The organism is Tomitella gaofuii (assembly GCF_014126825.1).
Lineage (GTDB): Bacteria > Actinomycetota > Actinomycetes > Mycobacteriales > Mycobacteriaceae > Tomitella > Tomitella gaofuii.
The window spans coordinates 3,773,585-3,800,146 of sequence record NZ_CP059900.1; the positions used below are offsets into that span (position 1 = coordinate 3,773,585).

At 71.2% G+C, this 26,562-nt stretch carries 25 protein-coding genes; 5 read left to right on the plus strand and 20 right to left on the minus strand.

Annotation, left to right across the window (positions count from 1 at the left end):
* Positions 1-38 precede the first annotated feature (38 nt).
* Together H4F70_RS17495 and H4F70_RS17500 are read left to right on the plus strand one after the other, a co-directional pair.
* Positions 39-773, plus strand: coding sequence for a DedA family protein (locus tag H4F70_RS17495; protein WP_182360496.1), 735 nt, complete (start codon positions 39-41; stop codon positions 771-773).
* A complete protein-coding gene (locus H4F70_RS17500) occupies positions 770-1,432 on the plus strand; it encodes a DedA family protein (RefSeq protein WP_235681196.1) in 663 nt (220 codons plus the stop codon). The genes H4F70_RS17495 and H4F70_RS17500 overlap by 4 nt, the downstream gene beginning before the upstream one ends.
* A 16-nt stretch (positions 1,433-1,448) precedes the next feature.
* On the opposite strand, the gene H4F70_RS17505 is transcribed toward H4F70_RS17500, so the two are convergent.
* Both H4F70_RS17505 and H4F70_RS17510 read right to left on the minus strand, forming a co-directional pair.
* Positions 1,449-2,621, minus strand: a complete 1,173-nt coding sequence (locus H4F70_RS17505; protein WP_182358132.1) for a glycoside hydrolase family 76 protein — start codon at positions 2,619-2,621, stop codon at positions 1,449-1,451.
* Between the two features lie 133 nt (positions 2,622-2,754).
* Positions 2,755-3,441 (minus strand): TrmH family RNA methyltransferase, encoded by a 687-nt coding sequence (locus tag H4F70_RS17510; RefSeq protein WP_182360498.1) that lies wholly within the window; start codon positions 3,439-3,441, stop codon positions 2,755-2,757.
* Between the two features lie 161 nt (positions 3,442-3,602).
* Between H4F70_RS17510 and H4F70_RS17515 the strand changes: the two genes are divergently transcribed.
* Together H4F70_RS17515 and H4F70_RS17520 are read left to right on the plus strand one after the other, a co-directional pair.
* Entirely contained in the window at positions 3,603-4,076 is a 474-nt protein-coding gene (locus H4F70_RS17515) for a hypothetical protein (RefSeq protein ID WP_182358133.1), read from the plus strand.
* 178 nt (positions 4,077-4,254) lie between these two features.
* Positions 4,255-4,668: a hypothetical protein gene (locus tag H4F70_RS17520; RefSeq protein ID WP_182358134.1), complete on the plus strand. Its 414-nt coding sequence runs from the start codon at positions 4,255-4,257 to the stop codon at positions 4,666-4,668.
* Between the two features lie 42 nt (positions 4,669-4,710).
* Here H4F70_RS17520 and H4F70_RS17525 read toward each other — a convergent pair whose 3' ends face one another.
* From H4F70_RS17525 to H4F70_RS17595, 15 genes are all read right to left on the minus strand, one after another.
* Positions 4,711-5,478, minus strand: coding sequence for a lysoplasmalogenase family protein (locus H4F70_RS17525; protein WP_182358135.1), 768 nt, complete (start codon positions 5,476-5,478; stop codon positions 4,711-4,713).
* Positions 5,475-6,065 (minus strand): orotate phosphoribosyltransferase, encoded by a 591-nt coding sequence (gene pyrE / locus H4F70_RS17530; protein ID WP_182358136.1) that lies wholly within the window; start codon positions 6,063-6,065, stop codon positions 5,475-5,477. Before pyrE ends, H4F70_RS17525 begins: the two co-directional genes overlap by 4 nt.
* Positions 6,062-6,358 carry a hypothetical protein gene (locus H4F70_RS17535; RefSeq protein ID WP_182358137.1) on the minus strand — a complete coding sequence of 99 codons (297 nt, stop codon included), beginning with the start codon at positions 6,356-6,358 and terminating at the stop codon, positions 6,062-6,064. Before H4F70_RS17535 ends, pyrE begins: the two co-directional genes overlap by 4 nt.
* Positions 6,359-6,409: 51 nt before the next feature.
* Positions 6,410-7,108 (minus strand): type III secretion system chaperone family protein, encoded by a 699-nt coding sequence (locus H4F70_RS17540; protein ID WP_182358138.1) that lies wholly within the window; start codon positions 7,106-7,108, stop codon positions 6,410-6,412.
* Between the two features lie 88 nt (positions 7,109-7,196).
* Positions 7,197-7,832: a hypothetical protein gene (locus H4F70_RS17545; protein ID WP_182358139.1), complete on the minus strand. Its 636-nt coding sequence runs from the start codon at positions 7,830-7,832 to the stop codon at positions 7,197-7,199.
* Between the two features lie 781 nt (positions 7,833-8,613).
* Entirely contained in the window at positions 8,614-11,178 is a 2,565-nt protein-coding gene (gene clpB / locus H4F70_RS17550) for an ATP-dependent chaperone ClpB (RefSeq protein WP_182360499.1), read from the minus strand.
* A gap of 230 nt (positions 11,179-11,408) precedes the next feature.
* Positions 11,409-12,209: an endonuclease domain-containing protein gene (locus H4F70_RS17555; RefSeq protein ID WP_182358140.1), complete on the minus strand. Its 801-nt coding sequence runs from the start codon at positions 12,207-12,209 to the stop codon at positions 11,409-11,411.
* Positions 12,210-12,516: 307 nt separating this feature from the next.
* Positions 12,517-12,684, minus strand: a complete 168-nt coding sequence (locus H4F70_RS17560) for a hypothetical protein (protein ID WP_182358141.1) — start codon at positions 12,682-12,684, stop codon at positions 12,517-12,519.
* A gap of 397 nt (positions 12,685-13,081) precedes the next feature.
* A complete protein-coding gene (locus tag H4F70_RS17565) occupies positions 13,082-13,960 on the minus strand; it encodes a polysaccharide deacetylase family protein (RefSeq protein ID WP_182358142.1) in 879 nt (292 codons plus the stop codon).
* Positions 13,961-14,016: 56 nt separating this feature from the next.
* On the minus strand, positions 14,017-14,988 hold the full coding sequence (locus H4F70_RS17570; RefSeq protein WP_182358143.1) for an asparaginase: 972 nt from the start codon (positions 14,986-14,988) through the stop codon (positions 14,017-14,019).
* A 55-nt stretch (positions 14,989-15,043) separates the two neighbouring features.
* Positions 15,044-15,775, minus strand: a complete 732-nt coding sequence (locus H4F70_RS17575) for an SDR family NAD(P)-dependent oxidoreductase (protein WP_182358144.1) — start codon at positions 15,773-15,775, stop codon at positions 15,044-15,046.
* Between the two features lie 14 nt (positions 15,776-15,789).
* Positions 15,790-16,611: an SDR family NAD(P)-dependent oxidoreductase gene (locus H4F70_RS17580; RefSeq protein WP_182358145.1), complete on the minus strand. Its 822-nt coding sequence runs from the start codon at positions 16,609-16,611 to the stop codon at positions 15,790-15,792.
* Positions 16,612-16,619: 8 nt separating this feature from the next.
* Positions 16,620-17,984, minus strand: coding sequence for an MFS transporter (locus H4F70_RS17585; RefSeq protein WP_182358146.1), 1,365 nt, complete (start codon positions 17,982-17,984; stop codon positions 16,620-16,622).
* Between the two features lie 272 nt (positions 17,985-18,256).
* Positions 18,257-19,309, minus strand: a complete 1,053-nt coding sequence (locus H4F70_RS17590; protein WP_182358147.1) for a LacI family DNA-binding transcriptional regulator — start codon at positions 19,307-19,309, stop codon at positions 18,257-18,259.
* 209 nt (positions 19,310-19,518) lie between these two features.
* Positions 19,519-21,063 carry an AMP-binding protein gene (locus H4F70_RS17595; protein WP_235681595.1) on the minus strand — a complete coding sequence of 515 codons (1,545 nt, stop codon included), beginning with the start codon at positions 21,061-21,063 and terminating at the stop codon, positions 19,519-19,521.
* A 302-nt stretch (positions 21,064-21,365) separates the two neighbouring features.
* Between H4F70_RS17595 and H4F70_RS17600 the strand changes: the two genes are divergently transcribed.
* Positions 21,366-22,517, plus strand: a complete 1,152-nt coding sequence (locus H4F70_RS17600) for an FAD-binding oxidoreductase (RefSeq protein WP_182358149.1) — start codon at positions 21,366-21,368, stop codon at positions 22,515-22,517.
* 85 nt (positions 22,518-22,602) lie between these two features.
* Here the strand turns inward: H4F70_RS17600 and mmsA are convergent, their stop codons facing one another.
* From mmsA to H4F70_RS17615, 3 genes are all read right to left on the minus strand, one after another.
* On the minus strand, positions 22,603-24,078 hold the full coding sequence (gene mmsA / locus H4F70_RS17605) for a CoA-acylating methylmalonate-semialdehyde dehydrogenase (RefSeq protein ID WP_182358150.1): 1,476 nt from the start codon (positions 24,076-24,078) through the stop codon (positions 22,603-22,605).
* Positions 24,079-24,179: 101 nt separating this feature from the next.
* Positions 24,180-25,538, minus strand: a complete 1,359-nt coding sequence (locus H4F70_RS17610; RefSeq protein WP_182360500.1) for an MFS transporter — start codon at positions 25,536-25,538, stop codon at positions 24,180-24,182.
* 29 nt (positions 25,539-25,567) lie between these two features.
* Positions 25,568-26,527: an NAD(P)-dependent oxidoreductase gene (locus H4F70_RS17615; protein WP_182358151.1), complete on the minus strand. Its 960-nt coding sequence runs from the start codon at positions 26,525-26,527 to the stop codon at positions 25,568-25,570.
* Positions 26,528-26,562 lie beyond the last annotated feature (35 nt).

Consider the following 26,562-nt stretch of genomic DNA (forward strand, 5'->3'; position numbering starts at 1 on the left):
TGGCCGCTTCCGACTCCGTCACCACGAACCTGGCGCTGATGCCGGGCTTCATGGACCCGTTCAACCTGATCGGCTACTTCGGCGCCTTCGCATTCTGGGGCCTGCTGCTGGTCATCCTGATCGAGTCGGGAGTGCTGTTCCCGATCCTGCCCGGAGATTCGCTGCTGTTCGTCGCCGGGCTCATCGCCGCCGGCAGCGCGACCGCCGAGCATGCCGACAAGGTCGCGGATTCACACCTCAAGCTCGTCTGGCTGCTCATCGGCGTGCCCATCGCCGGCATCATCGGCGGGCAGATCGGCTACTGGATCGGCCGCTACACCGGTACGTCCATGTTCAAGCCCGACGCACGCTTCCTCAAAGAGAAGTACCTGGTCGAGGCACATGACTTCTTCGAGAAGCGCGGGCCGTTCACCATCTTCATCGCGCGCTTCGTGCCCATCGTGCGCACGCTCGCACCCATCGTCGCCGGCGCCGCGCGCATGCGGTACTCCCTGTTCAGCCTCTACAACATCGTCGGCGCCATCGTCTGGGGCGCGGGCATCGTGCTGCTCGGCTACTGGCTGGGCAGCTTCGCGATCATCCAGAAGCTCATCGAACCGATCTTCATCCTCATCGTGCTCGTGTCGGTCCTGCCGATGGTGTGGGAGTGGTACAAGCGGCGCAAAGCCGGCGGCGGCGACGCGTCTTCCGCAGGCGGACATGCCGCCACCGCCGACGAGCCGCAGTCCGTTTCGCTCGGTTCCGCCGACCCAGAGCAGCCGGCCGGCCAGTGACCTTCTTCAGCACCGCACTCGACCACGTCCAGTCCGCAGGCCCCGGCCTGCTGGTCGTGATGGTCGCTGCGGTGCTGTTCGTCGAATGCGCGTTCCTCATCGGCTTCGTGCTGCCGGGCGATTCCCTGCTGGCCACCGCGGGCATGATGTTCGCGGCCGGGCATCAACCGGGGTGGCTGTTGCTCGCGGTGGTCGCCGTGTTCGCCGCGGCCGTGGCGGGCAACCACGTGGGCTACCGGATGGGTCGATGCCGTGGGAGCAGGCTCGCCGCCCGCCCCGGCGGCCGGTTCGTCAACGCCGAGAACCTCGGAAAGGCTCGCGGCCTGCTCAACCGCTACGGCTTCTGGGGCGTGCTCATGGCGCGCTGGCTGCCGTGGATCCGCACGCTGTGCCCCCAGGTCGCAGGCGCCGCGGCGATGAACCGGCGCTCGTTCGCTATCGCGACGGCGCTCGGCGCGCTCGTCTGGGCCCCGGTGATGCTGGTCGTCGGGTACGTCGGCGGTTCGCAGCTCGACCGCGTGCGCTGGCTCATGCCGGTGGTCCTCGGCGGAATGACGCTCACCGTCGTCGTCGTCACCGCGGTCGGAGTGGTGCGCATGCGCAGGGAAGGCCGCGAGAATCGGTGCGCCGAGGAAGCCGCGCCCGCCCTCACGCACTGAGCGACCGGGCCGGCGCTCACCCCGCGCCGTAGCCGGATGTGGTCTTCTCGACCCGCGCCGCCGCCTCCATCAGCATCCACCCCGACACCTGTACGGACAGATCACGCTCGGCGACCCGCGCGGACGGGTCGTCGGGCCGGAACAGGGCCGCCGGCACCACCGCGGGGGTCACCCACTCGTGCCCGAACAGCGGCTCTCCGTCGAACTCGATCCGGTTGCCCCACGCCGCCTCGGCGGACGTCAGCACCAGGTTCGCGGCCGCGCCGCGCAACAGGTCCGCATCGGGCACGGCGTCGGGCAGGTCGCACGCGACCCCCGCGAGATACCGTGCCAGGATCCCGGCGAACAGCCCGCCGTCCTCGCCGCCGTCGCCGTGGATGACGCCGCCGACGCACATGCCCGTCGACACCGCCTCGAGCAGGCGCCCGATGCGCTCACCGTGCGTCGACACCCCCGACGCTTCCGCCCCCGACACATCCGCGGCATGCGCCGCAAGCTCCGTCTCCGCGCCGAGCACTGTGCCTTGGCAGTAGGTGTAGTACTCCTCCACCAGCACGCCCTTGCGGATGCCGTCGTGGATGAGGGCCGTCTGCGGGTCGCGGAGCGTGGCATCGAGCCAGTCGCAGAGCCTCTCCGCCGTGTCGGTCCGCCCCAAGCGGGCGCAGAGGATCGCCGCCGGCCCGTTGGTGGCCGCGTTCAGGAAGTCGCCGCCGCGCCGCCAGGGCAACACCCCCGTGACGGGGTCGGCCCCGGCCACGATGGCGGCCGTCAGTTTGTCGAATCCGCGCGGCTTGCGCACGCCGCACAGCCGCGTCGCCCGCTCCAGCGCCAACGCCATCCACGCCATGTCGTCATGGAAGTCGCGCCGCCAGCCGATGGACCCCGACCGGCTCACAGAATTGCGGATCCACGGGGTGCGGCACAGGTTGCCGAGCCGGCGGCGACGCACCGGGGTGGGCTCGCGCAGCGCCGCATCCACCGCGCAGTCGATCAGCTGCGCCTGCCACCAGTAATGCCAGGTGACGAACGTCCCGGACGGCACGTCGGCCGGCCAGCGCGCGCAGCCCATCCTCGTCCACGGGACCGCCCAGAGCCGCCGGATGTGCCGGTGCACGACAGCCGACTCCGCGGCATCGGCGCGCGAGGCCCACGCGGTGAGCTGCGCCGACGGGCCGCCAGGTAACGACATGATCTCATCGTGCCCCGACCCGGCCCGCGGCGCAGGGCGTTCGGAATCCGGTCGCTCACCACGCGGTGGACAGAGCTCCGCTCACCACGCGGTGGACAGAGCTCCGCTCACCACGCGGTGGACAGAGCTCCGCTCACCACGCGGTGGACAGATCCGCGTGCTGCCGGATCCACGTGTGCATCGCGATGCCCGCCGCCACGCCGGCGTTGATGCTGCGCGTGGAGCCGAACTGCGCAATGGACACGGTGGTGAGCGCGGCGTCGCGGGCCTCGTCCGTCACGCCAGGCCCCTCCTGGCCGAACAGCAGCATGCACTCGCGCGGCAGCGTCGCCGTCTCGATCGGCACCGACCCCGGCACGTTGTCCACCGCGACCACGCCCAGGCCGTGCTCCGACGCGTAGTCCAACAGGGTCGGGACGTCCGGATGATGCTCGATGTGCTGGTAGCGGTCCGTGACCATCGCGCCACGACGGTTCCAGCGCCGCCGGCCGACGATGTGCACCGCCCCCACCGCGAAGGCGTTGGCGGTACGCACCACGGTCCCGATGTTCGAGTCGTGGCCGAAATTCTCGATGGCGATGTGCAGCGGATGGCGCCGCGTGTCGATGTCCGCGACGATCGCCTCGCGCCGCCAGTACCGGTAGGCGTCGACGACGTTGCGGCGGTCGCCGTCCTCGAGCAGTGCGCGGTCCAGGCGCGGATCGTCCGGCACGGGCCCGCCGCGCGCCTCCCGCCACGGGCCGACGCCGACGGGACGCGGGTTCCACTCGGTGGGGCCGGGCGCGGCAGTGCGCGGGTCCAGGTTGCGGGTCTCCGGCAGGTCCTGCGTCGACGCGTCGGGTCCGTTGTGGCTGGTGTGAGGCACGTCGGCGACGGTACCCGCCGGCCGACGCCCCGGCGTATCGCGGCGAGTGCGCGTGCGACAGACTGCGCAGAGGACCAGGCGCACGGCCCGGCGCACCCATGGCAAGGAGTCTTCGAGTGAAACCGTCCCGGCTGATCGTCCGTCTGCTCGCGCCGCTGGCGATCACCCTGTTCCTCGCCGGCATGTACCTGGGCTTGAGCCGGCCCACCCTGGTCCAGACGCCACTGGGCGCCGTCCAGTGCGCCTCGGCGTTCGGCACCGGTTCGGTGCAGGGTGCCACGGAGACCGGCCAGGCCAGCTGCGCCGCGCTGACCTCCGAACGCCAAGTGTGGGCGTCGGCCATGCTCGCGATCTCGATCGGCCTGCTGCTGGGCCTGGTATGGGTCACCGCCACGTCCATTTCGACGGACGCGGCCGACGGCCCACGGACGCGCACCGGCGTCCCGGAGGGGGCCTGGCCGCCGCTGGACCCGTCCGCCGGCTGGGCCGACTACCCCGGCCAGTCCCCCACCACGCGCGCGCCCCAACCGCCGGCGGCGCCCGGTGCCGTTCCCCCGCAACCGCCCCGGCATCGTCCGGCAGAGGACTAGGCTGGTGTCATGGGCGTGCTGGTTTAGCCGCTACGGTTCCCGTCGATACTGGTTGAAACTGGTCGATGCTGGTTGAAACTGGTCGATGCTGAAGGTGACCGTGCGGCGGTCCGCGTCGCCCGGGTCGAGGTCGGTGAGTCGGATGGGCCGTGCGCGTTCCGTACGAGCGGTTGCAATCGTGACCGCACTGTTCCTCGCCGCCTTCATCGCGTGGGTGACGGTGCTGCACACCATGGCGCCGCAGGGCACGCTCGCCGCGCAGATCGTCATCCTGCTGGGCGGGTACGTCCTCCTGCTGGGCGTCGGGCTGCTGTGGGCGCATCGGCGTCCGCGCCTGGCACGCCACGGCTACGAGGGGTGGGCCACCATCCTGGCGGTGCACCCGTTGCAGCCGCGTGAACTCACCGGCGAGCTCACGGACATCACGCTGCGCCTCGTGGTCCCCGGCGCGGTGCCGTACGCGGGCCACATCGTGCGGATGCTCGACCCGCACGAGCGCGCCATCTTCCTGCCGGGCGAGACCTTCCCCATCCGCGTCGACCCCCGCGACCGGGACCACGTGCTGCTGCAGCCGCATCTGATGCCGCACTGAGCCGCCACACTGGAAGGGCCACCGGGCGGCGGGGTCGGGCGGCTAACGGCGGCGCAGCGCGAGCATGCCCTCGACGAGCATGAGGTGGGCGGCGCCGTAGCTGGCGATCACGAACCCCTCCGCCAACCGCCGGGCCGCCGCGCCGCGCAGGAACATCCGTCGGCCCACGATCGCCGCATCGGACACCGTGAACAGCATCCCCCCGGCGCCGAGCCAGGTGCGGGTGTCGGCGGCATCGGGGCGCACCACGTCGGCGATCCGGGGCGCCCCCGGTGCCAGCCCCGGGTCGGCCGCGAGCGTGGCCGTGGTGCCCAGCGCCAGCGAATACCCGCTGAGTGTGGACGCCACCTGCGGCATCCGCCAGTGGAGCAGCGCCGCCCCGGCCGCCGCGGACGCGCCGCCCACCAGAGCGGTCTTGAGCCTCGGCTTCGCGCCGTGCTGCCGCAGGTACTGCCCGTAGGCGGACTGCATCACGCCGAAGGCCGACGCCCCGCGCCGCAGGCGTTCGTCGTCGTCCGCGTCGATCATGAACACGTCGCCCGCCGTCGCGCCCGCCAGTCCGATGAGCAGCAGTGCCGTGTCGACGCCGTCGATCGCGCCGGCGCGCCGCTCGCGCAGCACACGGGCCGCCAGAGCCGGCCCCAGCGTGGTCTTGGTGGCGTACTGGATGCGTTTGTCGCCCGTCAGCGCCAGCGCCGTCGTGGCGAGCGCCCCGGCCAGGTACACCCCGTGCTCGGGGTGGAGTCCGCCCGATCCGCGCAGCGACGCGCCCACCCTGCGCAGGACCGACCGTGCGCCGCCACGGGTCATTCCGCGGCCCCCGCCAGCCCGAGGTCGGCGAGACCCAGCAGCGAGCGGTAGGGGACGCCCTCGGCTTCGATGATCTGCGCCGCGCCGGTGTCGCGGTCGACCACCGTCGCCACGCCGACGACCTCCGCCCCCTCTTCGCGCAGCGCCCGCACCGCGGTGAGCGGCGAGTTGCCGGTGGTGGTGGTGTCCTCGACGACGAGCACGCGACGGCCGCGCACGTCCGGCCCCTCGATGCGCCGCTGCATCCCGTGCTGTTTCGCCGACTTGCGCACCACGCACGCGTCGACCGGGCGCCCCGGCGCGTGCATCACCGCCAGGGCCACCGGGTCGGCGCCCATGGTCAGCCCGCCGACGGACGTGTAGTCCCAGTCCGCGGTGAGCTCGCGCAGGAGCCGACCGATCAGCGGCCCCGCCCGATGGTGCAGCGTCGCCCTGCGGAGGTCCACGTAGTAGTCGGCCTCCTTGCCCGACGACAGCGTCACCTTCCCGTGCACCACGGCGTGCTCGCGGACGAGTCCCGCCAGCTCGGCCGTCGCGTCACCGTCGGTGGACGGTGTCGTGGTCGCGGTCCGGTCCGGGTTCGTCATCTGCCACCTCGTGTCGGGTCGATCGGGTCGGGCTCGCGCATCCGGGCCGCATTCCCGTCCCGTGCGCTGCTGTCTGTGTCTGTGTCTGTCTGGTCGAGTGTGCTCTCGTCGATCATTCTCGCGTCGAGCATGCCCTGGCCGGCTCCGCGCCCGTCCCCGCTTCGCCCGTCCCCGCCGGGCGCATGCACGCCGGCGCCGAAGCGGGGTGTCCGCACCCGCCCCCGCAGGGCGCTCCGCGCAGCGAGCGCGATGAACACCAGCACCGGGATCACGCCGAACAGCACTGTTTCCATGCCGCTCCTACCTCGCCGCCCCGGCGTGGCCGGTCCGGGCCGCACGCGCGCTCACGGGCGCGGGCTCCCCGGGTCGTGCGCCATCGCCCGCGGCACGGGGCCGCCGAGGGCCGGGGGAAGCACCCGCAGCAGCGACGTGAACCTGGCCAGCGCGGCGACGGCGTCGTCGCAGTCGTCGGGGCTCGCCCCGGGCACCAGCCACGCGAACGTCCAGTCCCCTTCGCTCCACAGCGTGTCGACGCATTCGGGCACCGCCTCGGCGAACGCGACCATGCGCCTGTCGCACACCCGGCGGGCCACGCCCAGGTCGTTGGAGAACGCGAAGAACCGTCCGACGGCGCCGAGGATGTGCACCTCGGGCTCCGTGGGGGCCGGGGAGGTCTCGGCGCGCAGGTCGAACACGACCGGCGATCCGACCGCGCGCTGCAGGCAGACGACGGTCTCCCGCTGCGCCGCGGCCGCATCCTGGCCCACCTGCGGCGGCACTTCGATGTCCGTGACGTACATCTGCGCGCCGTCCAGCAGCCCCATCGCCACATCGACCGCGCGCGTGTGCGGGAACTCCTCGAACACCCCGCGACGCCACTCCGCGGTGAACCCGGGCTCCGCGTCGGCGTACACCAGTCCGCGCGCGTCGGCCCAGTCCCGGCGTCCCAGCACGGCGGGCTCGGGCTTGTTGCGGTCCAGGTACATCAGCGCCACGGCACCGATCAACGCCAGCGCGGCCAGGACGAACCAGAAGATAGACATCGATGGACAGCTTAAGCGTCAATCCGACGCCGGCGGGGAAGCATCGCCGATGGCGGCGTGATCCGCGTCTGATATTGACGGCCGGCGATCATCTGGTCCCCGCGCCCAGCTCGGGGAACGCGCCGCCGAGGACCATGTCGGCCTTGATGGTGCCGTCGGACTGGTTCTCGCCTCCGACGAACACCAGGTCGCCGACGGCAAGCTTGGAGATGCCGCCGATTCCCCGCACCGTCGCGAAGTAGGTGTGGCCGTCGGTGTCCACCTGGTTCTCGCTTCCGTCGATGGTGCGCACGAAGAACGTGGACCCGTCGATGGACGCGACGACGCCCAGCGCCGCGCTCGTGCCGCCGTGGTCGGCCTGGCCGCCGGCACCGGCCGAGGAGCCGCCGCCCAGCGAACCGAGCGGCGCCGGCGGGGACTGCGCCCCCTCGCCCCCGGAGCCACCCTGCGGCGGCCCGGCCGCGCTGCCGTCCTGCCCACCGGGCGCGGGCGCCTGCTGCGCTATCCCCACCGGCATCGCGGGCTCCTCGTCGGACGAACCCAGCCCCACGGACACGAGGTAGCCGCCGCCCAGCCCGATCAGCAGGACGCACACCACCGCGACGAGAGCGCCGACGCCGCCGATGGGCCGGCGCTTTTTCTCCGCGGCGTCGGTGTAACCGGGCTCCACGTACGCCGGCGAACCGAACGCGATGGGCTGCACCGGCGCCGTCGGAAACGCCATCGTGTCCCGCTGTTGGCCGGACCCGGGCGGGTACGGCGGGCCCGGCGGATACGCGGCGTCCGGCCTGTACGCCTCGTCGCCCGGGTGCCACGGGCGCGGCGGGCCGGAGTCGGGCGCGCCGGGGTGGGGTGCGCCGGGGTGAGGCCGGGACCACGCGGCACCTGAAGAGTCGTCATCGCGCGACGAACGATCCGGGTCATCCATCTCGATGTGGCCTCCCATCGGAACCTCGGCGTGCACGGGCGGTGTCACCGCGGCGTGTGTTCCCGGCGCATTCTCCGGGCCGGGCGCGTACCGGCTGCGTGCTGTTCAGGCTAGGCACGGATCCTGAGTGCAGGCTGTGAACCCGCGTGGTTTCCGCTGAGGGCGCGAACACGCGCTCCGTGCCCGGACAGCAGTGTGCCCGGACCCCCGTCGAGGTCCGGGCACACTGTACGTGCGGCGGCGGCACCGCGCGATCGCAGTTCCGCCGCTCTGCGCCGTCAGCGCGGGTTGTCGGTCTTGGCCCGCACTTCACGGGCGCCGAAGTCGAGTCCGCGCCCGGAGGCCAGCCCGATGGCGAGTACCGCGCCGGCTGCGATCAGGAGTCCTGCAAGCATGTCGTGTCCCTTCGTCGGGGTCCGGTTCCGGCCGGGCCCTGGGTGTTGCGCAGTGCGCGCCCCCGTAAACATTCTGTGCATGCCGGACACACCAAATCTACCTATGACGGCCGGTACCGCCTATGACGTTGGTCATGGCGCGGCCGTGGGCGAGACCGGCATCTCACCCACGGCCCACTCCGCTATGACCCGGACGACAGGACCAGGCTCTCGCCGTCCTCCGCCACGGTGACCGGCACCGCGTCCCCGTCCCGGATCTCGCCGGCGAGCAGCTTCTTGGCCAGCTGGTCGCCGATGGCCTGCTGGATCAGCCTGCGCAGCGGACGCGCCCCGTAGGCCGGGTCGTAACCGCGCGCCGCCAGCCAGGCCCGCGCGGGCCCGGAGACGTCCAGCGTGAGCCGGCGCGCCTCGAGCCGCCTGGCCAGCTGGCCCAGCTGGATGTCGACGATCGACTCCAGCTGCTGCTCCGACAGCGGGTCGAAGATGACCACGTCGTCGAGCCGGTTGATGAACTCCGGCTTGAAGGTGGCCTTCACCGCCGCCATCATCTGGTCGTGGCTCCCGCCCGCGCCCAGGTTGGACGTGAGGATCAGGATCGTGTTGCGGAAGTCCACCGTCCGCCCCTGGCCGTCGGTGAGGCGGCCGTCGTCGAGCACCTGCAGCAGGATGTCGAACACGTCCGTGTGCGCCTTCTCGACCTCGTCGAACAGCACCACCGTGTACGGGCGGCGGCGCACCGCCTCGGTGAGCTGCCCGCCGGACTCATAGCCGACGTACCCCGGGGGCGCACCGACCAGCCGTGCCACCGAGTGCTTCTCCGAGTACTCCGACATGTCGATCCGCACCATCGCGTGCTCGTCGTCGAAGAGGAATTCGGCAAGCGACTTGGCCAGCTCCGTCTTGCCCACGCCCGTGGGCCCCAGGAACAGGAACGAACCCGTGGGCCGGTCGGGGTCGGCCACGCCGGCGCGCGCCCGCCGGACCGCGTCCGACACGGCCTGGACGGCCTCGGTTTGGCCCACCACGCGGCGCCCCAGCTCCTGCTCCATGCGCAGCAGCTTGGCCGTCTCGCCCTCGAGCATGCGGCCCGCGGGGATGCCGGTCCAGGCGGAAACGACCTCGGCGACGTCGTCGGGGCCCACCTCCTCCTTGAGCATCACATCGCCGGACCCGTCGTCGCCGCCCGCCTCGTCCGTGGCGGCCGCGAGCTCCTTCTCCAGCTCCGGGATCCGCCCGTAACGCAGCTCGGCCGCCTTGCCCAGGTCGCCGTCGCGCTCGGCGCGCTCCGACTCGCCGCGCAGGTTCTCCAGCTGCTCCTTGAGCTCGCGCACCGCGTCGATGGACTGCTTCTCGTTCTGCCACCGCGCCATGAGCTGGCTGAGCTTCTCGCGCTCGTCGGCCAGTTCCTCGCGCAGCTTGTCCAGGCGCTCCTTCGAGGCGGCGTCGTCCTCCTTGGCCAGCGCCACCTCCTCGATCTCGAGGCGACGGACGATGCGCTCCACCTCGTCGACCTCCACGGGGCGCGAGTCGATCTCCATGCGCAGCCGCGACGCCGCCTCGTCCACCAGGTCGATGGCCTTGTCCGGCAGGAACCGCGAGGTGATGTAGCGGTCCGACAGTGTTGCGGCCGACACCAGCGCGGAGTCGGTGATGCGCACGCCGTGGTGCACCTCGTAGCGCTCCTTGAGCCCGCGCAGGATGCCGACGGTGTCCTCCACACTCGGCTCGCCCACCAGAACCTGCTGGAAGCGCCGCTCCAGGGCGGCGTCCTTCTCGATGTACTGGCGGTACTCCTCGAGCGTCGTGGCGCCGACCAGCCGCAGCTCACCGCGGGCGAGCATCGGCTTGATCATGTTGCCGGCGTCCATCGCGGACTCGCCGGTGGCGCCGGCGCCCACGATGGTGTGCAACTCGTCGATGAAGGTGACGATCTGGCCGTCGCTCTCCTTGATCTCGTCGAGCACGGCCTTGAGCCGCTCCTCGAACTCGCCGCGGTACTTGGCACCCGCCACCATCGAGCCGAGGTCCAGGGAGATGACCGTCTTGCCGCGCAGCGATTCGGGCACGTCGCCCGCGACCACGCGCTGCGCCAGGCCCTCGACGATGGCCGTCTTGCCCACGCCGGGCTCGCCGATGAGCACCGGGTTGTTCTTGGTGCGGCGGCTGAGCACCTGGACGACGCGGCGGATCTCCGTGTCGCGGCCGATCACCGGGTCCAGCTTGCCTTCGCGCGCGGCGGCGGTGAGGTCCGTCGAATACTTCTCCAGCGACTGGTAGGTGGACTCCGGGTCCTCGCTGGTCACCCGCCGGTTGCCGCGCACGGAGGTGAACGCCTCCCGCAGCGCGTCCGGCCCCGCCCCGCGCCCGGAGAGCAGCGTGGCCACATCGGAGTCGCCGGTCGCCAGGCCCACGAGAAGGTGCTCGGTGGAGACGAACTCGTCCGACATCTCGCCGGCCAGCTTCTGCGCCACCGTCACCGCGGCAAGCGACTCACGCGACAGGTTCGGCTGCGCGGAGGCGCCCGACGCCGTCGGCAGCGCGTCCACCAGCCGCTGCGCCTCGGCGCGGACCGTCTGCGGGTCGACGCCCACGGCGCGCAGCAGCGGCGCGGCGATCCCGTCGGCCTGGTCGATCAGCGCCACCAGCAGGTGCGCGGGCCGGATCTCCGGGTTGCCCGCGGCCGACGCCGACTGCAGAGCGGCCGACAGCGCCGCCTGGGTCTTGGTTGTCGGGTTGAACGATTCCACTTCCACCCTTTCGTCCGGGTCGAGCCGGGTCGCGCGACAGCCGCGCGCCCCGCCGAGTCAGTTGATATCACCAGACTCAACCTGGTCGCACTTGAGTCTATTCCGCTCATGCATGGACGCCGGCCGCTTCCATCGTGATCTCCCCCACGATTCCAGCAGCCCAGGCACGCCCCGCGCCGGAGAACGCGCCTGTACTGCTGAGTAACCCATGGCCGAGCGCCCGGAAGCGCTCACACCGGCGCGCCGGCTGCGCGCAGGGCGGTCCGCAGCTGCCCGAGAGCCTTCGCCGCCCCGTCCCGCAGGTGCGGCGCGCGCACTCTGATCACCACGTACCCGGCCTCATGCAGATCGTTCCAGCGCACGATGTCGCGGTCGCGCTGCGCCGTCGTCGCATGCGGGGCGTCACCGTCGTACTCGAACACGACGCGGTACTCCGGCCAGCACATGTCGACACGCGCGATGAACGCCCCGTCCGCACGCCGGATCTCCACCTGGGTCCGGGGCGTCGGCAATCCCGCGGCGACGACGGCCAGGCGCGCACGCGTCTCCCACACCGACTCGGCGCCCTCATCCGAAGCGTCGATCACCGCGGGCACGCGCGGACCGCCGCGCAGCCCACGATGGGTGCGCGCATACTCGGCGAGCGCGGCACGGGTGAGGTTCGTCGCCTGGTAGAGCGCGTCGACCACCTCGACGCTCTGCGGATACGGCATCCGGCGCGCCACGTCGAATGCGGTGCGGACCGGCGAAGTGACGCGGACTCCGCGGACCCGGCGCACATCGCCGTCATCGAGTTGATCCTCATGCACATGCACCCACGCGCGGCATCTGCGGGGCGTCCGGCTGACGCAGCTCGCGTAGCGGTGGTCCCCCAGGTAGCGCGCGCCCAGCACCGCCGCGGCCGAGACATCGGACAGCACGACCGCCCCGCGCGACCACTCCCAGACCGCGAGCGCGCGCAGGTACGGAGTCAGCGACACGCTGTTTCTGATGCACACCCCCGGCAGGATCAGCCGGTGGTGCGAATCCATCCGACGGCGGGTGACGCACCCGCACGCCAGCGCCTCGGCACGGCGGAACGGCACTCCGGTCGTGTGCGAGCAACACGAGAGCGCCGCACCGCGGCGGGGGCGGGCATCACGGGGACGATTCGACTCCACGGGGCGAGACTGTCACCCCAGTCGGCCGCCCGCGCCGCGCCGAGCGCCGCCCTGTGGACAACGTGTACGCCTGTGCATAACCGCCAGCGCCCCAGCGCACGGTTCCAGCACTCCGGGTACGTTAGCGCCCCCGTGACGTCCCCCTACTGCTGAGTAACCTCATATCGGAGGCGCCCCCTCACACCATCGGTGCGCGGCCCAGCACCAGTCCCCCGTCCGCGAGCAGACGGAACGGCGCCGCGCGGTCCGCCGCTTCGAGCGCTACCGACCCACGCTCGAAGCCGCGCACGGCGAACACGAACGCCGTCAGCCTCACGTGCAGCGGCCCGCAGCCGGTCAGCACCACCCGCGGCGGCGCGCCGCCACCGGCACCGGGGCCGGCGGCGGGCGGTAGTCGCCGTGCTGCTCGGCCCGGAGTCAGGCGCCGTCCGGGAGCAATCGCTCCCGGAGTCCGTGATCGCACCGGTCAACGATTCCCAGGTGTCGTACCGCAGCCGGGGAGCCGCGGCCGCGGCGAGCGCATCGAGCGTCGACGCGACAAGCATTCCTCCGGTCGATCGCTGGACGGTCCACCCCTGTGCGGCAGGGGCGATCCGCAGTCCGGATGTCAGCGCCGTGGCCAACGACGCGATCCGGCGCCGCCGCCGCATGCCGGACACCAGCGGCGTCGCCCAGTCGCCGGCGACCGCCCCGCACGCGCCGCACATCCGCGTCCTCCGATCCTCTACGACGGTCCGGCCGGGCTACTTGCGTGGAAAGCGGGCCACGAAGTCGTCGGCGATGCCGTTGAAGTTCGACCAGCGCACACCGTCGTGGGAGTTGATGTGTTCGATGAGCCGTTCGAGCATGAGAAGCACCTGCGGACGGCCGGACACGTCCGGGTGCACGGTCATCGTGAACACCGCGTAGTCCATCTCCCGGTACACCCAGTCGAACTGGTCCTGCCACATCTGGCCGATGTCCCGCGGGTTGACGAAGCCGTGGCTGTTGGGGCTGGTCTTCACGAACATCATCGGGGGCAGGTCGTCGAGGTACCAGTTGGCGGGGATCTCGACCAGGTCTGTTTCCTCGCCGCGCACCAACGGCTTCATCCACTCGGCAGCCGGCTTGTCGTAGTCGATCTTCGTCCAGCTGTCTCCGACGCGCACGTAGTACGGCTCGAAATCGCGGTGCATGAGCGAATGGTCGTACTTGATGCCCCGTTCGAGCAGCAGCTCATTGGTGACCGGAGAGAACTCCCACCACGGGGCCACGTATCCGGTGGGCCGGGTTCCGGTGCGCGTTTCGATCAGGCCGATGCAGTGGTCGAGCACGGACGATTCCTGCGCCCGGTCCATCGCGATCGGGTTCTCGTGGCTGTAGCCGTGCACGCCGATCTCGTAGCCGCCGGCGACGACGTCGTCGAACTGCTGAGGGAAGGTTTCGATGGAGTGCCCTGGCCAGAACCACGTGGCCGGGAGCTCGTACTTCTGCAGAAGTCGCTGGAGTCGCGGCACGCCGACCTCGCCGGCGAACATTCCGCGTGAGATGTCGTCGGGGGAGTCCTCGCCCCCGTAGGAGCCGAGCCATCCGCCGACCGCGTCGACGTCGATGCCCAATGCTACGAAGATTTCCTTGGCCACGGTGTTTCCTTCCTCTCGACCCGGCGCACCGGGGTGCTGTATTCGTACTGTGGTCCTCAAACGTGGTCCGCGATGGCGTCGCCGTCCACGTGGCGCCCTCCGGCCAACAGCGCCGCGAACAGGATCCGCGCGTGGAACAGCGGGAGCGAACCGGTGCAGAGTGCGCCCGCGGCGACCAGGTCGACACCACCGCCGTTGGCGTAGATCGGCACGACGGGGCCTTCGTGGACCCGGGTGGACAGGCCCACGGTGATCCCGTCGGCCGTGGCCGTGCGCACCCACTCCAGCAGTGCATGGTTGCCGTTGCCTGCTCCTGTGCCGGCGAGGATGACTCCGCGCGCTCCCGCATCGACTGCGGCCGAGGCCAGCCGCGCGTCGGCCCCCGGGTGGGCGACCACCACGTCGACTCGCGTCACATCGAAGCGCGCGTCCGGCAGTGCCAGCGGCGACGGGCGGAGCGGGGCCGCGGTGAACGCGACGTTCCCGTCCACGATGCTGCCCACCGGACCGGCGCCGAGCGCGGCGAACGGGTCCGGCGCAATGGTCGCGGTCTTGCGGGTGCGCGCGGCCGGGAGGATTCTGCCCGCGAACACCAGCAGCACTCCGCGTCCGCGCGCCCGGGGGGAGGCCGCCACCGCGATCGCGTCCCGCAGGTTGCGCGGCCCGTCGGTGTCCGGCTCGTCCGCCGCCCTCTGCGCACCGGTGAACACCACCGGCTTGTCCGCGGAGTGCACGAGGTCGAGCAGGTACGCCGTCTCCTCCATAGTGTCGGTGCCGTGGGTGATCACCACTCCGTCCACGTCGTCGCGGGCGAGTTCGGCGGCCGCCGCCTCGGCGATGCGCCGCAGGTCCCGGTGGGTCAGCAGATAGGACCCGAGGTTCATCACGTCCTTGCCCTCGACGATGGCCGGGCCGCCGGGCGCGCCTGCCAGCAGGTCGGCGACGCCGCGCTGGGCGGCGGAACCGCCGCCGGGCACGTAGGCCGAGGCGATGGTCCCGCCGGTGGCGAGGACGACGATGCGCGCCATGGAGTCCTTCCTCGATTGCGGGGGTCGTGTCTGTGCGGTGTACCGGATGTCGGCGCTACGGCATGACATCGCCGCTGTTGGGCCCGAGCGTCTGTCCGACGTAGATGTCGCCGCCGGGCGAGCCGGCCAGCAGCAGTGCGGTGGGCGCGATCTCCTCGGGGCGCCCGAAACGCCCCAGCGGAAGTTCAGCGGCCTTCTGCGCCTTCCAGTCTTCCGAGAGCCCGTCGATCAGCGGGGTGACGACGGGCCCCGGCGCGATGGCGTTGACGAGCACGCCGTGGGGCGCGAGTTCCTGGGCCAGCGCCTTGGTCATGCCGATCACGCCCGCCTTGGCCGCGACATAGTGCGCCAGGTTCACCCCGCCCTTGATCCCCAATTGCGACGCGATCGGAATGATCCGGCCACGCCCGGCCGCCACCATGTGCGGGGCGGCGTACCGGGCGGCGAGGAACACCCCGCGCAGGTCCACCGCGAGCGTCCGGTCCCACTGCGCCGGGTCCATCTCCAGGAACGGCACCTCCTCGAGGATCCCGGCCGCGCACACGAGCACGTCGATGCGCCCGTGCTCGGCGATCACCGCGTCGATCCCGGCGGACACCGAGTCCGCGTCGGTCACGTCCACCCTGTGGCGGGTGGTCGCCGGCAGTGCGGCCGACTCCGGGGCGGGTTCGGCGATGTCGAACAGGGCGAGTGCGGCGCCTTCCGCGCTGAACAGGCGTGCCACCGCCGATCCGATACCACTGGCGGCACCGGTGATCACGGCGACCTGCCCTTCGAGTGCTCCCATGTCGTTCCTCCTTCTCAGCTCGGCCATCGCACGGTCAGACCGCCGTCGACGATGAGTTGCTGTCCGGTGATGTACGCCGCGTCCTCGCTGGTGAGGAACCGGATCGCACGCGCGCATTCGTCGACGGTGCCGACCCGGCCGCGCGGGATGATCCGCCCGGCTTCGCGCAGGCCGTCCGGGCCCAGGGAGTTCTGCTCGTCGAGCGACTGCGGGCTCTCGATCAGGCCGGGGATCACCGCGTTGCACCGGATGCCGCGTGGGGCGAGTTCCACCGCGAGGGAGCGGCACAGGCCGAGCACTCCGGACTTCGCCGCCGCGTAGTGGGCGTGATCCTCCCAGCCGTATACGCCGCCGGCGATCGACGACGTCGCCACGAGGGCGCCGCCGGAGTCCATGCGAGCAGCGGCCGACCGGAACAGCCGGACCACCCCGGACAGGTCCACCGCCATCATGTCGTCCCAGGCCTCGTCGGTCATCTCACCGAGCGGACGCCGCCGGAGGATGCCGGCCGCGGCCACAGCGATATCGAGGCGGCCGAAGGTCTCCAACGCCGCTTCCGTGAACCGGTCGGTCCGTTCGGCCGAACGCACGTCGAGCTCCACCGCCCGGCACCGCCCGCCGGCCCGTTCGACGGCCTCGACGGTCTCGCCGGCGTCATGCGGATCGCCGGGGTAGTACCCGACCACCGAGTCCGCGCCGGCCCGGGCGTAGGCGACCGCGAGGGCGCGCCCGATCCCGCTGGCGCCGCCGGAGATAGCGGCGACCTTCCCGGCGAGCCCGTCGTCGCGTGCGGGGGCCGTGGCCTGCGTGCCGGGCTCGAGGTCTTGTGCTGTCATCGCTGCTCCTACGCTGTCTCGCGGGCGTGATCGCCCATCCGGTTGGTTGTGCGGGTGCCGAGCATGAGCAGCCCGGACACGAGCATGAACACCGAGCCCGCGCCGATCGCCGCAGCCGACATCGGCATCCCGGTGGCGAGCAGCAGGCTGAGCAGGCCGGAACCGATGATGCCTCCGACCGGCGCCATCACGTGCGCCACGTTGGCGCCGGTTCCGCGCACGTGCGCCGGGAACGATTCGCCCATGTAGAACAGCATGGCGCCGTAGGGCCCGTTGAGGAAGAACAACGTCAGGGCGTACATGAAGATGGTCATGCCCTGACCGGTCGGCAGGATCAGCATCAGTGCTGAAACGATGCCGCCGAGCGTCCAGCCGACCGTCACGGTGAGCTTGCGGCCGAAGCGGTCGCCGAGCCAGCCGTGCGCGAGGTAGCCGATGAACGCGGCCACGTTGGAGAGCACCAGGACCACCAGTGCGCTTTCGAAGCTGACGTCCTTGGCACCGACGAGCACCGTGGTGCCGAGCACCGAGAACACCTGGATCCCCATCCAGTTGGTCAACCATGCGCCGGACAGGCACAGCGTGTGCCGACGGATCGACGGGGCGAGGACGTCGCGCAGGCCGCCGGTCATCTGCTCGGAGTCGGTGAGCTCCGTCAGCTCGAATCGCACCGCGAGCTCGCGGGCTCCGGCGTCGTCGCCGACGGACTGGCGCCGTTTGACCTCCTTGATCGCCAGGAAGGTCGGGGACTTCGGCAGGAACTTGATCGCCGCGAGGATCACCGGGATGGAAACGGCCCCCGCGACCACGAAGGACCAGCGCCAGCCGATCACCGGCAGCAGCAGCGCCGTGATGCCGGCCGAAACGAGGGCGCCCACCGGCCAGCCCGACTGCACGAGGCTGAAGATGAACCCCCGGTTCTTGACCTTGCGGAGCATCTCGTTGAGGTAGACGGAGTTGACCACCTCCTCGGACAGCGACAGACCCGTGATCGAGCGGATCAGGATGATGCTGACCACGCCCATGGCCAGTCCTGTCAGGCCCGACGCGATGGTGCCGCCGATCATCAGGATGATCAGCGCCTGTTTGCGGCCGAGCTTGTCGAGCAGCGGCCCGACGGCGATCGACACGAGGAACACGCCGGCCGTGGCGATGGTGTTGATGGTCGTGGACTGCGCCGTGGACCAGCCGAACTCGTCGGCTATCTCGGGAAGGAGCGTGCCGAACAGCGTGTAGTCGTACACGGAGGCGGACCAAGCGAGGAAGGCGATGATGCTGACCGCTGCGATGTCCTTGCGGGTGATCTCCCGGTCCCATGGTTGCGCATCGGGCGGGGCCGGGCGCGCCGTCTTCGCGCGCAGGGTTGCGTTCATCTGCGAGGCTCCTCGTTCTCGGGCAGCGGCAGCGGGGCGCCGCTCGGCACACAAAGGTTTGTGTGGATGGCGTTACGCAAACGTCTCCACGTGCACCGCCTCAAGCGGAAGCCATCGACGCACGGTGCGTCGGGGGCGCTCCGGGCGTCGGCACGAATCTTACACAAACGTTTGGGTAACGATGGATGAGAGAGTAGCGGTGAGTGCCGTCACAAGTCAACGGGGGTCGCTCTCCGAGGACCACGCCGCCGCCGAAGCCCCGGGCCCGCGCCTCAGGCCGACGACCCCTGCGCTCCTGCTCCACGACCCGCGGAGGACTCGCGCACGATCAACGTCGGCTCCAGCTCGACAGGCTCGGGGTCCTCACCGTCGAGGACCCCGAGCAGCATCGCGAACCCCTCCGACCCCATCCGGTGCATCGGCGAGTGCACCGAGGTGAGCGGCACCGGCAACTCTGCGGCCAGCGTCGTGTCGTTGTAGCCGATGAGGACGATGTCGTCCGGCGCGCGCAACCCGTGATCCCGCAGCGCTCCCATGGCGCCGATCGCGGCGAAATCGTTGGTCGCGAAGATGGCGTCGGGATACGGCGGCCCCTGCGCCAGCAGCTCTTCGGCCGCGGCGCGCCCGCCCCGGGCATCGAACGGTCCGTGGATGATCCGTTCATCCGGCACCGCGACTCCCGCTTCCGCCAGCGCGGCGACGAGCCCGGCAGTGCGGTCGATGCCGGTCGAGGCGTAGGGCTGGCCGGCCAGCACGGCGACGCGGCGGCAGCCCAGCTTGGCCAGGTGGCGACCGGCCAGCCGCCCTCCCAGCTCGTCGTCGCAGGTCACGGAGGGGAAACCCGGGCTACGCCGCGAGACCAGCACGAACTTGAGCCCCCGGGCATGCACCTCGCGAAGGAACTCGCCGTCGAAGAAGGCGTCGCCGAAGATCAGCCCCTCGACCCGGCGCGCCGCCAGCAACTCGACAGCCTTCTGCTGTCGTTCACGCTGGTCGAGCGAGTTCGCGGCCAGGGTTGTGTACCCATGCGCAACCGCAGCCTCGTCGACGCCCTCGTGGATGGTCGCGAGAACATAGTCCTGCATCCGCGGGACCACCATGCCCACGAAGTTCGAGCGCTGGGTGCGCAGACCCACCGCCTGCGGGTTGGGGGTGTACGCGTGCCGGTCCGCCGCCTTGCGCACCCGTTCGATCGTCTGGTGCGATGCCCACCGTCGCGCCGCGGAGGCGCTCTCCGCGTTGAGGACCCGCGACACCGTCGAGGCCGAGACGCCGGTCTCCTCCGCAATGGTGTGCAGCGTCGAATGCCGCGGCTGCCTCGCCACCCGGTCCTCCTGCCCCGATCTCCGGCCGCGTCTCGCAGCCCGGCCCGCTCCCCGTCCGGATCCCCAAGCTACCGCAGCGGCGCGGCGTCCCCGCGCGCATTCCCGCGCACGCCGGTCCGCCGCGCCGCGCACGGTTCCAGCACTCCGGGTACATTCGCGCCCCCAGACGTACCCATACCGCTGAGTAACCCCGCTTCGGAGGCGCGCCCTCACACCATCCGCTCGGCGCCCTCCCAGTACCGCGCCCGCAGCGCCTTCTTGTCCGGCTTGCCCAGCCCCGTCACCGGGATCGCGTCGATGACGTCGACCGTCTTGGGCGAGTGCACCGACCCCAGGGCCTCCTTGACCCGCGCGATCAGCACGTCCGCGTCGACGGTGCGCCCCTCCCGGGGGACGACGCACGCCTTGACCGCCTCGCCCCACTTCTCGTCGGGCACGCCCACCACGGCGACGCCGGCGACCGCCGGGTCCGCGGAGATGACGTCCTCGATCTCGCGCGGGAACACATTGAATCCGCCGGTGACGATCATGTCCTTCTTGCGGTCGACGATGGTCATGAATCCGGCCTGGTCCATGCGCGCGACGTCGCCGGTGTGCAGCCACCCGCCGCGCAACGCCTCCTCGGTCTGCTCCGGCTTGTTCCAGTACCCGCGCATGACCAGCGGGCCGCGCACGCAGATCTCGCCCAGCTGCCCGCGCTCGACCTCGTTCAGGTCGTCGTCGAGCAGGCGCACGTCCAGCCACGGCACCGGCCGCCCGCAGGAGGCGAGCCGCGCCGGGTCCTCCGGCAGGTGTTCTTCCCGGCGCATCACGGCGATCGTCATGCCGCACTCGGACTGGCCGTAGAACTGGAAGAACACCGGCCCCAACTTGGCCATGCCCTCCCGCAGCCGGGACGGCGACATCGCGGAGGCCCCGTAGAACACGGTCTGCAGGCTCGACAGGTCGCGGGTGTCGATGTCGGGGTGGTCGAGCAGCATGTAGATCATCGTCGGCACCAGCATGGTGGAGGTGATCCGGTACTTCTCGATCGCCTCCAGCACCGCGCCCGGCGAGAACTGCTCGAGCACCACCAGGGCACCACCGCGCAGGAGAGTGGGCAGGAAGAACGCGGCGCCGGCATGCGAGAGCGGCGTGCACACCAGAAAGCGCATGTCGTCGGGCAACTGCCACTCCGACATCTGGATCTGCGGCAGCGTCACGCCGGACCGGAAGGTGTTGACGACGCCCTTCGGCTTGCCGGTGGTGCCGCCGGTGTACACCATCGACGACGCGTCCTCGCCGTCCACATCCGCCGCCACCAGCGGCTTCGGTTCGAACGTGGCGGCCAGCGCCAGGATGTCCGTGCCCACCTCGGACGGCCCCAGCGACAGCAGCGTCGTCAGAGTGGGGCACGCGTCGCGGAGTTGCGCCGCGCGCTCCTCGTAGTGGCGGGGGTCGAAGACGAGCATCTCGATCTGCGCGTCGTCGATGATGTAGCGGTGCGCGTCGAGTTCCACGGTGGGGCTCAGCGCGGTGTTGCGGCACCCGGCGATGATGGTCGAGCCCATCGAGATGAGGACCTCGGGCCGGTTCTTCGACAGCATCGACGCCTTCGTGCCCTTGCCGACGCCCAGCGATGCGAGTGCCTGGATGAAGCAGCTGATCTGGTCGCGCACCTCGCCCGCGGTGAGCACCACGTCGCCCAGGTACAACGCCGGCTTGTCCTGGTTGCGGTCGAGGGCGCGGATCAGCAGGTCGGGCATGTACTGCATGCGGTGCAGAGCGGGGTCCGCCGCCCCCGCCGCGCCGGCCGGCCCCGGGGCGCCCGCGGAGTCCGTCGTCAGGGTGTCGCTCATCGTCCCTCCACTTTCGTCGTGATCCACCCGACACTATCGCCATAATTGACACATGTTCCAGTGCCGGTTCCGGGGGCACCCCCGACAGGCGCCGCATGACGCCCGCCACCCGCCGCGACGCCGCACCTTCCACCGGTTCAGTACGCTGTAACCGCAGCGGAAGCAGCGGGTGCCGGCCGGATGGGCGCGGCCGCGGTGCCGACAGGGAAAGGGGTCGCATGTCCACAGCGGAACCGTCCCCACGACAACAATTCCTGGCGTTCCTGCATGAAGACTCCGATACACTCAGCGCGGAGATATTCGCGCGCTTCTTCGCCTACCGGCCCGCCGCCCGCGCCATGTTCCCGGCGAACATGGTCGGGCACCGCGCCGTGTTCATGGATGTCCTCGTGTATGTGGTGCGCTCGATCGAGGACCCCGCCGCGGAGCCCGCCATGATGGCGTTCCTCGGCCAGTTGGGGCGGGATCACCGCAAGTTCGGGGCCACCGCTGAGGACTACTCGGCCTTCCGCAAGTCGATGGCGATGGTCGTCTCGCAGCGCCTCGGCCACCGGCGCACCCCCGAGATCGACAAGCTCCTGCTGCTCCTGGTGCGCGCCACCACCGAGCTGATGAACGCGGGCGCCGCCCAGGCCCCGGGGCCGGCCTTCGTCGAGGCGACGGTGGTCGAGCACATCCGGGCCACGCGCGATCAGGCCGTCATCCGCCTGCAGGCCGACGCGCCCGTCCCCTACCGCGCCGGCCAGTACCTGAGCGTGCGCACCACGCTGGGCGGCTGGCGCTACTTCTCCCCCACCATCCCGCCCAACCCCGGCGGCCAGGTGGAGTTCCTCGTCCGCACCGTCCCCGGCGGCGACGTGAGCGGCCCGGTGGTGGCGGGCACGCGGGTGGGCGACCGGTGGCGGCTCGGCGCGGCCCACGGGGCGATGCAGGTGGACCGCGATGCGGGCTGCGACGTGCTCATGGTCGCGGGCGGCTCCGGCGTGGCCCCCATGCGGTCGATGATCGTGGACATGGCCCGCTTCGGCGACAACCCGCGGGTGCACCTGTTCTACGGTGCGCGGCATCCGGGGGACCTCACCGAGATGCCCACGCTGTGGCGGCTGTCCATCACGAACCCGTGGCTGACGGTGGTGCCGGTGTCGGAGGAGACCGAGGACCCCTGGTGGTTGACGGACACCGACAGCCGATACGAGCCGGGCATGCACTCGCGGCAGACGGGCACGCTCGCCGACGTCGTCACGTCGTACGGGGCGTGGTCGGACCGGCGCGTGCTGGTGTGCGGTTCACCGAAGATGGTCGAGGCCACCGTGGGCCGGCTCCTGGCGGCGGGCACGCCCCGCGAGAACATCGCCTTCGACCCGTACTGACGGATCCGGTCTGCACCCCCCGGTGCGCACGCGATCGGGCCCCGCGCGCGGGAGGTTCCGCGCACAGGGCCCGACCGGCCGTCCGTCAGTTGGGGTTGAACCCGAAGTCCTGGCCCCGCACGCTCTCCCAGCGCGACGTGACGTACTTGGGCCGCGTGTAGAAGCTCCAGGACGCGTTGTTCAGCCCCGTGTCGCCGAACGCCGACGCCTTCCAGCCCTGCACCGCGTAGGCGGCGACGGGCACCGGGATCGCGACGTTGACGCCGACCATGCCCGCGGTGACGCGCCGCTCGAACTCGTTGGCCGCGGCCCCGTTCTGCGTGAAGATCGACGCACCGTTGCCGTAGCGGTGGCTGCGGATCAGCTCCAGCGCCTCGTCGAGCGTGTCCACCCGCAGCACCACCAGCACCGGGGCGAACAGCTCCTGCGTGTACACCGGCGAGGTCACGTCGACGTCGGTCAGGAGCGTCGGCCCCACGAAGTACCCGCTCTCGTAGCCGGGGACCGTCTCGGCCGACCTGTCGACGACGGCCCGCGCACCGGCGGCCACCGCGTCGCGCACCACCTGCTGCACCCGCTGCTGCGAGCGGCGGCTCACCACCGGCCCCACCTCGACTCCGGTTTCCGATCCCGCGCCGACGACGACGTTCCGCGCACGCTCGGCGAGACGTTCCAGCAGCGGCTCGGCCGTCGGCCCCACCACGACCGCGACGGAGATGGCCATGCACCGCTGCCCGGCCGCGCCGAAGGCCGCGGCGGTGAGCTGGTCGGCGGTCACCTCGAGGTCGGCGTCGGGCATGACGACAAGGTGGTTCTTCGCCCCGCCGAAGGCCTGCACGCGCTTGCCCGCGGCGGCGGCCCGCTCGTAGATGACCTGGGCCACGTCGGAAGAGCCGACGAACGACACCGCCTCGGTGTCCGGCGAATCGATGAGCCGCTGCGAGGCCTCGACGCCGCCGTGCACCACGTTGAGCACGCCGTCCGGGAGCCCGGCCTGCGAAAACAGCTCGGCGATGCGCACGCACACGCCCGGGTCCTGCTCGCTGGGCTTCCACACGAACGTGTTGCCCGCGGCCAGCGCCACCGACATCATCATCAGGCCCATCATCGCCGGGAAGTTGAACGGCGTGATGCCCACGCACACGCCGAGCGGGTGCAGGACGGACTTGGTGTCGATGCTGGGGCCCGTTTGCAGCGACGTGGCGCCCCGCAGCTGCGCCGGTCCGCCGCAGGCCAGCTCGATCGAGTCGACGGCGCGGGTCACCTCGCCGGCGGCGTCGTCGAGGGTCTTGCCGTGCTCTTCGGAGATGAGCGCGGCGAGCTCGTCGCGGTGCTCCAGCAGCAGGTCGCGCGCCTTGAACAGCACGTGCACCCGGCGCGACTGCGGGGTCTGCGACCAGCCTTCGAACGCCTTGAGTCCGGAGGAGACGGCCGTGTCGATCGTGGCGGCGTCCGCCATGGGAGCCGTGGCGACCGCGCTGTCGGTGGCCGGGTTCTCCACCTCGACCGCGCCGGTGCCGTCCACGGCTGTGCCGTTGATCCAGTGGGTGATGGTGCGCATGGGTCATTGCCTTTCGTCGGGTTCCGGACCGCACGCGGTGCGCGCGGCCGGGGTACAGCGGGTTCGGTGGGTTGAGGGGTGTTCCGCGGGGCGACCGCGCGTCAGGCCGGCGCTTCGGCGCGGGCGTTGTACTCGGCGTCGAGGTCGGCCAGCGACGATCCGCGCGTCTCCTTCATGAAGGCCACGGCGATCATCGAGATCACGCCCGCGAGCGCCATGTAGGCGGCGACGGGGATCCAGCTGTTGTAGGTGCGCAGCAGCCAGGTGGCGATCACCGGCGCCAACGACCCCGCGAAGATCGCCGTGACCTGCGCCCCCAGCGATACGCCGATGTAGCGCATGTGGGTGGGGAACATCTCCGCCATCAGCGCCGGCTGCGGCGCGTACATGATGGCGTGGATGATGAGCCCAAGGGTGATGGCTCCGAGGATCAGCACATCGCTGCGCGTGTCCATCAGCGGGAAGGCGACGAACGCGTACACGGTCGCCAGCGCCGCGCCCACTCCGTAGACGGTCTTGCGGCCGGCCACGTCGGACAACCAGCCGAACACGAGGATCATCACCGCGTGCACGGCGTGCGAGATGAGCATCAGCAGCAGGATCGTCGACGTTTCGAGCCCCAGCCGCACGCTCAGGTACGTCAGCGAGAACGTCACCACGATGTAGTAGAGGATGTTCTCCACCACCCGGGCGCCCATGGCGGTGGCGACCTGCCGCGGGTAGGCCTTGCACACGCGGCGCACGGCGGCCCACGTGCTGGCGACCTGCTCGGTGTTCTGGGCGGCCTGCTTGTAGACGTCCGACTCCTCCACCCGGGTGCGGATGAACCAGCCGATGAGCACGATCACCGCGGACAGGAAGAACGCGATGCGCCAGCCCCACGAGAGGAACTGGTCCTCGGGCATCGACGCGGACAGGATCAGGAGGGCGACGGTGGCGACGATGTTGCCGACGGGCGCTCCGAACTGCGGGAAGCTGGACCAGAAGCCGCGGCGGTCGTCCGGACTGTGCTCGGCGACGAGCAGCACCGCGCCGCCCCATTCGCCGCCGATGGCGATGCCCTGGATGAAGCGCATGACCACCAGGAGCAGCGGTGCGGCGATACCGATGGCCGCGTAGCTCGGAATGGCGCCGATGAGGAACGTCGAGACGCCGATCATCAGCAACGAGATCTGCAGCAGACGCTTGCGGCCCAGCTTGTCGCCGTAGTGCCCGAAGATCACCCCGCCGATGGGGCGCGCGACGAATCCGATCGCATAGGTGAGCAGCGCGGCGATGACCCCGTCGAGCTTGTTGCCGGACGAGTGGAAGAACACGTCGCCGAACACCAGCGCCGCCGCCATGCCGTACAGGAAGAACTCGTACCACTCGACGACGGTGCCGGCCATCGAGGCGGCGACGACGCGGCGGAAGCCCTTCGGCAACGAAGAGCGTGGCGCTGTGCCGTCCGGGCCGGGCATGCCGGAGTCCGTCGGCAGCGTCGGGGCGCTCACAGCGCGCCCGCCGTCGCCATCGCCGGCCGTGCGCCGAGCAGCCCCACCACGGCGGAGAAGTCGAGCCCGCCGTCGCCTCCGGCCATGAGCTCGTCGAGACGGCTGCGGACCAGGCGCACCGCCGGCAGCTCCAGGCCCGCCTCGTCGGCCGCGTCGAGGGCGAGGCCGAGGTCCTTGTGCATGAGCTGCGCCGCGAAGCCGTCGCGGAAGCCCCGACTGGACGGTGCGGACTCCACCACTCCGTCGACCGGATAGTAGTTGCGCAGCACCCAGCTGTCACCGGTGCAGGTGGCGGCGATCTCCACCAGCGCGGCGGGGTCCACCCCCAGCGTGCCCGCGAGCACCGCGGCCTCGCAGGTGCTCTGCATGTTGACCGCGAGCATGAGGTTGTTGAGCAGCTTCACCGACTGTCCCGCGCCCACCGGGCCGGCGTGGAACGTGCGCGCGCCCATCGCGCCGAACAGTGGGCCGGCGGCCGCGACCGCGTCGTCGGCCCCGCCGACCATGAAGGTCAGCGTCGCGTTCCGGGCGCCGGCGGTCCCGCCGGACACCGGGGCGTCGACGAACGTCCGGCCGGCGGCGGCGACGATATCCGAGGCGGCGCGGGTGTCGGCGACGGCGATCGTGGACGAGTCGACGACCAGCGAGCCGGGGCGGCTCGCCTCCAGCGCGCCCGACTCCGCCAGCACCGCACGGACGTGCGCTCCGGCCGGCAGCATCGTGACGAGGACGTCCGCGTCGCGTGCGGCGTCCACGGCCGAGGCGGCCACGGGGATCCCGGCGTCGTCGCGTGCCGATTCCGACAGGTCGAACCCGATCACGTCGAATCCGGCGGCATGCAGGTTCCGAGCCATCGGTGCACCCATGTGCCCCAGCCCGATCCATCCGATTCTCATTGCGCGTCTCCTTCGCCTCCGACCGGCGTGTCCCGTACCGGCGATGCCTCCAGAGTGCATGACCTGCGTCACAGCGAAAATAGCCAGATCGGTAG

What these genes read in the sequence shown, in the direction of transcription:
- H4F70_RS17495 (WP_182360496.1), top strand. Translation starts at nt 39, where the DNA reads ATGCCGGGCTTCATGGACCCGTTCAACCTGATCGGCTACTTCGGCGCC.
- H4F70_RS17505 (WP_182358132.1), bottom strand. Translation starts at nt 2,621, where the DNA reads ATGTCGTTACCTGGCGGCCCGTCGGCGCAGCTCACCGCGTGGGCCTCG.
- H4F70_RS17525 (WP_182358135.1), bottom strand. Translation starts at nt 5,478, where the DNA reads ATGACCCGTGGCGGCGCACGGTCGGTCCTGCGCAGGGTGGGCGCGTCG.
- pyrE (WP_182358136.1), bottom strand. Translation starts at nt 6,065, where the DNA reads ATGACGAACCCGGACCGGACCGCGACCACGACACCGTCCACCGACGGT.
- H4F70_RS17535 (WP_182358137.1), bottom strand. Translation starts at nt 6,358, where the DNA reads ATGGAAACAGTGCTGTTCGGCGTGATCCCGGTGCTGGTGTTCATCGCG.
- H4F70_RS17540 (WP_182358138.1), bottom strand. Translation starts at nt 7,108, where the DNA reads ATGTCTATCTTCTGGTTCGTCCTGGCCGCGCTGGCGTTGATCGGTGCC.
- H4F70_RS17545 (WP_182358139.1), bottom strand. Translation starts at nt 7,832, where the DNA reads ATGGCGTTTCCGACGGCGCCGGTGCAGCCCATCGCGTTCGGTTCGCCG.
- H4F70_RS17555 (WP_182358140.1), bottom strand. Translation starts at nt 12,209, where the DNA reads ATGGATTCGCACCACCGGCTGATCCTGCCGGGGGTGTGCATCAGAAAC.
- H4F70_RS17570 (WP_182358143.1), bottom strand. Translation starts at nt 14,988, where the DNA reads ATGGCGCGCATCGTCGTCCTCGCCACCGGCGGGACCATCGCCTCGGCC.
- H4F70_RS17575 (WP_182358144.1), bottom strand. Translation starts at nt 15,775, where the DNA reads ATGGGAGCACTCGAAGGGCAGGTCGCCGTGATCACCGGTGCCGCCAGT.
- H4F70_RS17580 (WP_182358145.1), bottom strand. Translation starts at nt 16,611, where the DNA reads ATGACAGCACAAGACCTCGAGCCCGGCACGCAGGCCACGGCCCCCGCA.
- H4F70_RS17585 (WP_182358146.1), bottom strand. Translation starts at nt 17,984, where the DNA reads ATGAACGCAACCCTGCGCGCGAAGACGGCGCGCCCGGCCCCGCCCGAT.
- H4F70_RS17595 (WP_235681595.1), bottom strand. Translation starts at nt 21,063, where the DNA reads ATGCAGTACATGCCCGACCTGCTGATCCGCGCCCTCGACCGCAACCAG.
- H4F70_RS17600 (WP_182358149.1), top strand. Translation starts at nt 21,366, where the DNA reads ATGTCCACAGCGGAACCGTCCCCACGACAACAATTCCTGGCGTTCCTG.
- mmsA (WP_182358150.1), bottom strand. Translation starts at nt 24,078, where the DNA reads ATGCGCACCATCACCCACTGGATCAACGGCACAGCCGTGGACGGCACC.
- H4F70_RS17610 (WP_182360500.1), bottom strand. Translation starts at nt 25,538, where the DNA reads ATGCCCGGCCCGGACGGCACAGCGCCACGCTCTTCGTTGCCGAAGGGC.
- H4F70_RS17615 (WP_182358151.1), bottom strand. Translation starts at nt 26,527, where the DNA reads ATGCACTCTGGAGGCATCGCCGGTACGGGACACGCCGGTCGGAGGCGA.